Genomic DNA, 7688 nt, shown 5'->3' on the forward strand with positions numbered 1-7688 from the left:
AGGCGTTCTCGATGGGGTTGAAGTCGGGCGAGTAGGGCGGCAGCAGGCGCAGTTCCGCGCCGGTGGCCTCGATAGCGCGGCGGACGGCGGCGCCTTTGTGGGCGGGCAGATTGTCCACGATGACGACATCGCCGGGGCTGAGCGTAGGGGCGAGGATCTGCTCGACGTAGGCCAGGAACCAGGCTGCGGTCATGGCCCGGTCCAAAACCATGGGCGCGGTCATGCCTGTGAGGCGCAGCGCGCCGACGAAGGTGGTGGTTTTCCAGTGACCATGCGGCACGCTCATCCGCAGCCGCTGCCCCCGCCGCGCACGGCCGTGGCGGCGCGCCATCTTGGTGGAGGCTCCTGTCTCGTCGATGAACACCAGCCGCTCTGGGTCGAGGTCCAACTGGGTGTCGAACCAGGCCTGCCTGCGGCTCAGGACGTCGGGACGATCCTGCTCGGCCGCGTGCCCGGTCTTTTTTTGAGCGTGATCGCGTGACGCTCAAAGAACCGCCACAGAGTCGAGACCGCCACAGCGATCCCCTGCTGCGCCAGCCGCGCCCGCAGCTCCGCAAGTGTGATGTCGCCCTGAGCCTCGACCAGACCCAGGATCAGCGGCGCGTGCGCCTCGATCCGTCCCGAGCGCATGTCGCCGCCCTGCGGCTTGGCTCGCACATCACCAGTCCGCCGCCGCTGCCTCGTCCAGCGGATCGCGCTTGAGATGCTCACCCCGAACCGCTCAGCAGCCTTGCGACGCGAGAGCCCCTCGTCCACCGCCGACACCACTCGATCCCGCAAATCCACTGACAGAGGTTTGCCCATGCCAACCGGCCTCCTCACCGATCACCACGGTGAATCAGACTCGCGACCTCATGGGAATCCCAACCGAGTCATGCCGCTCGGAAACTGCTCTAGTTCGGCTTCGTGCAGCAGGTTCGGCAGAAATGGAACCGCCCGAAGCCCCACGGACGCCAGCGCCTCCTCTGCCTCGCGGGTGACCCCGTAGCCGTAGGAGAATTCCGACAGGCGTTCGTGCAGCTCCACGGGCATGTCGCTAAACCCCAGGCAGGTCGTAGCGGGTGATCTGAATATCTCCCTCGACGATCCCGACCTCGAGCGCCTCGTTGATCAGACCCGGGGCGACCATCAGGTCGTCCAGGGCGGCGTCGAACAGCTCGCGCTGCTCGATTGGCGGGACGTTCGGGATTAGGATCACCAAGCCGGCGTGGATGTCCTCCTGGGCATAGAGGCGCCGGAAGTCCTTGGCGTTGTTGGTGACGAAGGTGAACTCGCCTTCGCGGATGGGCGCCATCAGATTCCAGTCCTGGGCGCCGCTGAGGCCGCGATAGGTGACGTGGGTCGCCTCATGGCCGCGCTCGACCGCAACCTCCACCAAGGAGGTATGCAGGCATTCATCGATCAGGAAATTCACCCGACCGCCGACGTCGTCGGCTTGCTCCGACCGGCCGGGGGATCGCTTTTGCGGGTAACGCGCCGAGTGCTCTTCATCGTCAGGCCAAGGTCGCTCAGCGACTTCGGCCGACCGCGCCGCGGGTGGGCGGCCGCCCAGATGCGGGCGAGCTCGAGCAGCCGCTCGGTGAGCTTGGGGTAACCCGAGAGCAGCTCTTCGGCCGTCGCGCCTGCCTCCAGCATCGCCGCGATGCCATAGACGGGGATGCGGGTGCCCTTGAACACCGGCTCTCCGCCAAGCGTGGCCTTGTCTTTGCCGACAACCGCCTCCGCCGCCTCAAGATCGCGCACGCCCCGGTCAACTTGCTTGCGGGCCTCCCCGACGTCGACGATCAGCAACTCGTCGGCCTTCACCGTCTTGGCCTTGGGTTTGGCGGCGATCGCCACGAACAGGCGTTGGCGGCGTTCGGCCGACAAGGTGTCTCCGACGCCGCGCCAGACGCGTAGGCGCACCAGGTCCTCGCCGGTCAGGAAGCGGGGAGCGACGCGATTGACCTTGCCGACGGGCGTCACGCGTGCCCTCGCCACCGGCTCGACGATGTGCTTGTCGATGGCGTTATGGACGGCCTTCAGCTTCAGTCCACTGACCGCGCCGGCTTCGGCGGGTGTGTAAAGGCGGGCGGTGTCGGGCATTTAATCGTTCTCCTAGTGGAGAACAATAAGCCCTTGCAGACGATTTCGCAAACGGCGTTCCGACGATACGCCAAGTGGGCGCCCAAGCTCTAGGTCAGACACGCTCCGACCGCCTGGCCCACGCCTCAGTCTCAACGACCCTGCGTTGGAAATCGCCTCGATTGCGCGTCGGGCCGATCATCATTGCGCGTCGCTACACCTACTGGTGGATGGACAGCGCCGCCAAGGACGGGGTTTCACCGGCCGAGGTCATCGAGCGCGGGGGGCTTGGAACTAGCGGAATAGCCGCGGACGGCACGCCGCCAGGGCCTTAAGCGACCGTTGAGGTGATCGCGCCTTCCTTGTAGCGAGCCGGAGCAGATTTCGAGGATGGCGGATCCAGGTTGCCGACGCGTTTCTTCTCGTCGATCGGCGTTCAACGCCTAGGGTGTTCGACGTCGGCGACGCTGCGCAGCGCGCGACCGTTCTGGGGTCCGGTGAACACGTCGGCCTTTCGCACCGCCTTGGGAAAGATCAGACCGGTTTCGGTCTCGATCTTCGCCACCGACACCTGGAAGTTTTGCCCCGGCTCGGTGCTGTTGGGTCCCACCGGCAGGCGTTCGAACGGGATGTTCAGGGCGTAGTCCTGCTGGCTGACGATATAGGCGCTGGTGAAGAGCTTGCCGGCCTTGTCGGCGACAGCGATCACCTTCCAGAAGAACTGCGGAATCAGGATGCCGCGGTGCTCTTCATCGTCCGAGCGCAGGATCGGCCCGGAGAACACCGTCGCCCGAACATCCTCCTCGTCGGTGTTGTAGAGCAGGAAGTTCTCGAGACCCTGCCAGAGGTCCGCACCCTCGTTGAACCCCCAGTACTGCGCCGAACAGTTGGTCCAATAGAAGGTGTCGTCATTGGCCTGGGCGGCCTCACGAATGTCACCCCAGACCGGATCGAGACGCCGGACCAGATGGCCGCGATCGAAGTAGTTCTTCGAAGGCACGGGCTCCCCGCCATAGAGCTCGTCGCCGTTCTGTAGCTCTTCGGGCAGGCGCGGGTCATAGTACCAAGTGTCTTTGCCGCGGTTGAGATTGGTCCAACGCGCGCCATCGACGTTCACGGCGGTGAAAAAGGCGATCTTGCGCTTGGGGTCGCCGTTGAAAACCAGCGAGAAGTGCAGATAGCGCAACACGTCATCGGCCGCGCCCGCGACCTTGGCCGGGGCGCCATGGGCAAGCGCCCCGGCGCCCAGTGTCGGCAGCGGGACCGAGGTCGGGAGGAAGTCGGGATCATAGCCCGTGCGGCCGTCGAAATAGGTGGCGGGCCGCGTGTGCCGGGAGGGTTTCTTAGCGGCCTCGAAGCCATCCGAAGAGCCGAGGCTCAGTCTCGTCGCCGGTGCGCTCGCGGTGATGATCGGCAGGCCGACGATGCTCTGGCCCGCGACCGTTCCGGCGAAGGCCTCCGCCCCGGTCGCGTCGGCCACAAAGGCCGCGATCAGCGATCCCGGCATCGCGCCCGTGTCCTTCGCCTGATCCTCGACGTCGGCGACCAGCCGCGAGATCCGCACCCCCTCGTTGGCGAGCCAGTGTACCCGCTCGGCCGGAAGTTTCCGGGCCAGGGTCGCGGGCGCCGTGGTCCCATCGGCCAGCACCCAATGCTCTTCGCCGTTGACTTGGCGCCGCTCTGGCACGCCGGCGTGGTGCAGGCAGACGACCTGCCAGGCGTCTGTGCAGACCGGCGCGCCTGACGAGCCGGGGGCCGTATCCGATGAGTACCAGAGAAAGTTGTCGCGCTCAGGATCGGCGTCGTCGCCATATTTGACGACCTTGTTCTCCCGCAGCGAGATGCGCTTCGTGCGCGCGTCCGGATGCTGGATGATCGTGACGTACTGGCCGACATCGACCTTGTTGGTGCGCGGATCGAGCCGCAGGTAGCCGAGATCGGCGATCGGCGTTGCGCCGTCTTCGCTCACCGCCGCGATGGCCACGATCGTGTAATCGAGCTTGTCCTTGGGACTGGTGATGAAACCGTCCTGCGGGGTCAGCTGGAACCGCGTTGTGCGGCGCAGCCGCCCCTCCCCATCCAGTTCGTAGCCGAACTCCACCGTGGCCCTCAGCGCATCCTGCGCCGTGGGCAGCACATGGTTGTTGGTGAGCAGGAGCCGCGGGCCGATCAGGAACCCGGTGCCCCACTCGCTGCCATCGCCCAGCATCGCCGCGACGTTGATCCGGCAGACGGTTCGGGCGGCCATCAGGCCGCGCTCCAGATAGTTGATTTCGACGAGGTCGTTTTCGCCGATCAAGGCTTCCAAAACGTCGAAATCGACACCGGCGCCGGCGCGGGCGCGGTGGACGATCTGATCCACCAGCCGGGTCGGGCTGGGTTGCGGCTTGCCGGCCCCCCGTCCCGCTGCGAGTTCTCCACGAAGCTGCGGATCGTCGAATTGCGAAGCGAACATGTTTGTCTCCCGCTTTTGCCGGTAAGTATAACGCCGTTCGCTACATAGTTGTGACGCCCTCTAAACGCCCTTCGCGCGCGGCGTTCATAAGGGGCGTACGCCCCTCGCGCCCACCGGGGTTCGCGCGGCCAACTGGCCGACCAAGTCCAAGGCATGCCGTACAGGTGATGGCACAAAGTCGGCGGAGGTCTTTGCTCAGACTGGGCGGACATATCTGAGCTGCGCTCCAGCCCATCCGCAGCTCTTCTCCGGCCTGCCCGTCCCGGCTGACGGGCGCTGCGAACGTCGTGGTCTAGTAGTGCATCGATTGCGCGCGGCGTCGTTTGGGACCTCGATCCCAGCTCGTGCGACCCTGCGCGGGCGCCGGCGATCCAGGCCCATGCCGGGCTGCGGTCTTGTCCCATTCCGCGGCCAGCCAGAGGCAATAGTCCCGTTCGCCACCGCCGAGAGCCGCCGCCTTGGCGCGCAGCGCCGCCGCCAGGCCGGTTGGAGTGAAAGGCTGATCCATGGGGAGCGCATCGGTTTTGCGGCGAGTGGACATTGTTGTGCGCCCGTCGCGTCATGGCCGCAAGCTTGGCCGAAGGGAGCGGGTCGACCCGCGGTCAGGCCGCCTCGAACAGCGATATGGCCTTCGGTGCGATCGGCTCGACCTGGACCGCGGCCACGAGGCGGGCCGCAAGCGCCTGCAGCCAACGGGCGTCCTCCCCGGCGCGATGTCTCCGGAACGGCAGCCGGGCCAAGTCGTAAACGATCCGCGACACAGTCTCGTCGCTGACCTTCAATCGGTCGATCAAGGCGTCGATGTGATAGACACGGAGCAAGGGCGGCGTCCCGGCTGCGGTCTCGAGGACGCGCATCCAGCCGGCGTCGAGGTAGCTATCGGCGAACAGCAGCTGGTCGCCGACGACCGCGGTCAGTTCGCCGAGCACCTCTCGGGCTGGGACGCCGTCGCGCACGAGCTGATCGTAGGTGAGGCCGTGCAGGTGCTCGGCCTCGTCGGTCCAGGTCCAGTCTCGCCAAGCTGGCTCGGGCCGGATCAGCCACGACCACACCATGCCGCCGGAGCCCGCGACGCCGACTTCGATCGGGTAGGAGCGGCCGTGCTGGGGGAGACAGGACGCCTCGAAATCAAGCGTAAGCACCGGAGACATGGAAACGTCAGGTCCAAGGAAATGCGGTCTCGCCAAGGCGAGACCGCTGAGATCGGAAGATGGGCGGGAGGTCTCGCTCGCGCCAGGCCTCAGAGGGGATAGGCGAGGCCGTAGGCGCCGTAGACTTGCTCGCCATAGGCGCGGTCGAAGGTCGGAGCCTCTGCGGAGAAACGCGGCGCCTTCTCCAGCGTCTCCTTGTCGATATCGACGACATAGCCGCCCTGGTCGACGTCGTAGCTCAGCGCCTCCCACGGCAGCGGGTAGTAGTCACTGCCGACGCCGAAAAAGCCCCCAAACTGCAGGACGGCGTACTCGACCTGTCCAGAGTGCTTATCGACCATGAAATTATGGATGGAGCCGAGCTTGTCCCCGTCAGCGCTGAATACCGCCGTGCCCTCGACCTTATCGGAAGCGATCAGGTCGGCGGTTTCTTCTGTGGCGATCTCGTCGTCGCCGTCGATGTCGAGGTGGTCGTCGGTATCGGTCATCTGGAGTCTCCGGCTGCTGTGAGTCTCCCCCGCAGCGCGAACCTGGGCCGGGGGCGCGACATCAATGTGACGCCTCGCAGAACTTATTGCAGCGAAGGACTCCGGCATCGAACGAGAGCAGCCGGCTGTCGGGCTCGGTCCCGCCGCTTAACCGTCTCAGCCATTGTGCGTCGAGCTTCTCGATCTCGCGTTCGTCTCACCGACCGTGCGCCCAGTCTCAAACAGCGTGCGCCGGGGAGACGCTCCGGTCTCAGCTAATGTGCGCCGAAAACGGCGTTCGATTGCGCGTCGGCCTGGTCATCATTGCGCGTCGCTACACCTAGCCGTCGACTTCCCGGATGACGAGACGATGCGCATCAGCCACGAAGCCATCTACCAGGCGCTCTACGTCCAAGGTCGGGGCACCTTGCGCCACGAACTGACTGCCTGCCTGCGAACCGGGCGGACCTTGCGCACGCCGCGCGGTCGTATCGGTCTGCGCGGCAAGAACTGAGGTGGCGCCGGAAATTCGGACAGTTGGCTAAGGTAGGTTCGACCCCTTTGAAGGACGGACTTTATGACTGGGAAGCGGAAGCGGTACTCGGCTGATTTTAAGGCCAAGGTGGCGCTGGAGGCGTTGAAGGGGGAGCTGACCCTGTCGCAGTTGGCGACGAAACACGGCGTCCACCAGACGATGATCGCGGCGTGGCGCGAGCAGGCCATCGAGGGGCTTTCCGGGGTGTTCTCCGGCAAGGCCGAGGCGGCCGAGGGCGCCCGGGAGGGCGAGATCGACAAGCTGCACGCCAAGATCGGCCAGCTGGTGGTGGAGCGGGATTTTTTAGCCAAAGCCTTCGGTCGTTGAGCCTGGACCGGAGGCGACAAATGATCGAGCCCGAGCATCCCCGATTATCGATCCAGCGGCAGTGCGCCCTGGTCTCGATCAGCCGCTCGGCCTTCTACTACCAGCCGGCGGGCGAGACCCTGCTGAACCTGGCGCTGATGCGGCTGATCGACGAGGCGTTCCTGGAGACCCCCTGGTACGGCTCTCGCCAGATGGCCCGCCATCTTCGCCGCCAGGGCTATGAGGTGGGCCGGATGCGGGTGCGCAGGCTGATGGCCAAGATGGGCCTGGCGCCGATCTATCAGAAGCCGCGCACCACGATCCCGCACCCGGAGCACCGGGCCTACAAGTACCTGCTGCGCGGGCTGGTCATCGACCGGCCCAACCAGGTCTGCGCTGCAAGTGTGAAGTTGGGTAGATTTGACGATCTGTCGGGGTGCGGTCGAAGTCAGCGGTCCCGAGCGCGCGCCGCTGCTATCGCTCTCCATGTAACCTTAAGATTTCATCGTTACCTAACTTGATCGCCGCAAAGCATTGACTTTGTGGATCGGGATGGGGTCGGGCCATGGCGCGAACACGGGAAGCTGCGGAGCCGGTCGCCGAGGTCGCTGAGCGCCTGGCGCGGATCATCGAGTTGCTGCCAGCCGGAGCCGTCCACGTGCGGGCCGGCGTCCTGTCGATGAATGCGGCGATGGAAGAGGTCACAGGGT

6 protein-coding genes and 3 pseudogenes are annotated in these 7688 nt (G+C 65.7%); 2 read left to right on the forward strand and 7 right to left on the reverse strand.

All coding sequences use genetic code 11. The features are described from left to right. The 7 genes and pseudogenes from Q7S93_RS04940 to Q7S93_RS04970 all read right to left on the reverse strand — a co-directional run. A pseudogene (locus tag Q7S93_RS04940) lies at positions 1-804 on the reverse strand (IS630 family transposase); the annotation flags it as partial. A 48-nt stretch (positions 805-852) separates the two neighbouring features. Then, positions 853-1032, reverse strand: coding sequence for a hypothetical protein (locus Q7S93_RS04945; protein ID WP_304712629.1), 180 nt, complete (start codon positions 1030-1032; stop codon positions 853-855). 4 nt (positions 1033-1036) lie between these two features. Beyond that, on the reverse strand, positions 1037-1414 hold the full coding sequence (locus tag Q7S93_RS04950) for a DUF5615 family PIN-like protein (protein WP_304712630.1): 378 nt from the start codon (positions 1412-1414) through the stop codon (positions 1037-1039). After that, positions 1411-2085: a DUF433 domain-containing protein gene (locus tag Q7S93_RS04955; protein ID WP_304712631.1), complete on the reverse strand. Its 675-nt coding sequence runs from the start codon at positions 2083-2085 to the stop codon at positions 1411-1413. The genes Q7S93_RS04950 and Q7S93_RS04955 overlap by 4 nt, the downstream gene beginning before the upstream one ends. Before the next feature lie 415 nt (positions 2086-2500). After that, entirely contained in the window at positions 2501-4426 is a 1926-nt protein-coding gene (locus Q7S93_RS04960; RefSeq protein ID WP_304712632.1) for a DNA/RNA non-specific endonuclease, read from the reverse strand. Positions 4427-5121: 695 nt separating this feature from the next. Further along, positions 5122-5670, reverse strand: coding sequence for a hypothetical protein (locus tag Q7S93_RS04965; protein ID WP_304712633.1), 549 nt, complete (start codon positions 5668-5670; stop codon positions 5122-5124). A gap of 89 nt (positions 5671-5759) precedes the next feature. Beyond that, the gene (locus tag Q7S93_RS04970) at positions 5760-6158 is read right to left on the reverse strand and encodes a PRC-barrel domain-containing protein (RefSeq protein ID WP_304712634.1); all 399 of its coding nucleotides are present in this window, start codon (positions 6156-6158) and stop codon (positions 5760-5762) included. A 319-nt stretch (positions 6159-6477) separates the two neighbouring features. Here Q7S93_RS04970 and Q7S93_RS04975 point away from each other — a divergent pair. Together Q7S93_RS04975 and Q7S93_RS04980 are read left to right on the forward strand one after the other, a co-directional pair. Continuing rightward, a pseudogene (locus Q7S93_RS04975) lies at positions 6478-6627 on the forward strand (IS30 family transposase); the annotation flags it as partial. Positions 6628-6714: 87 nt separating this feature from the next. After that, positions 6715-7385, forward strand: a pseudogene (locus Q7S93_RS04980) (IS3 family transposase); the annotation flags it as partial. Positions 7386-7688 lie beyond the last annotated feature (303 nt).

The sequence above is a fragment of the Phenylobacterium sp. genome (assembly GCF_030646615.1).
Lineage (GTDB): Bacteria > Pseudomonadota > Alphaproteobacteria > Caulobacterales > Caulobacteraceae > Phenylobacterium.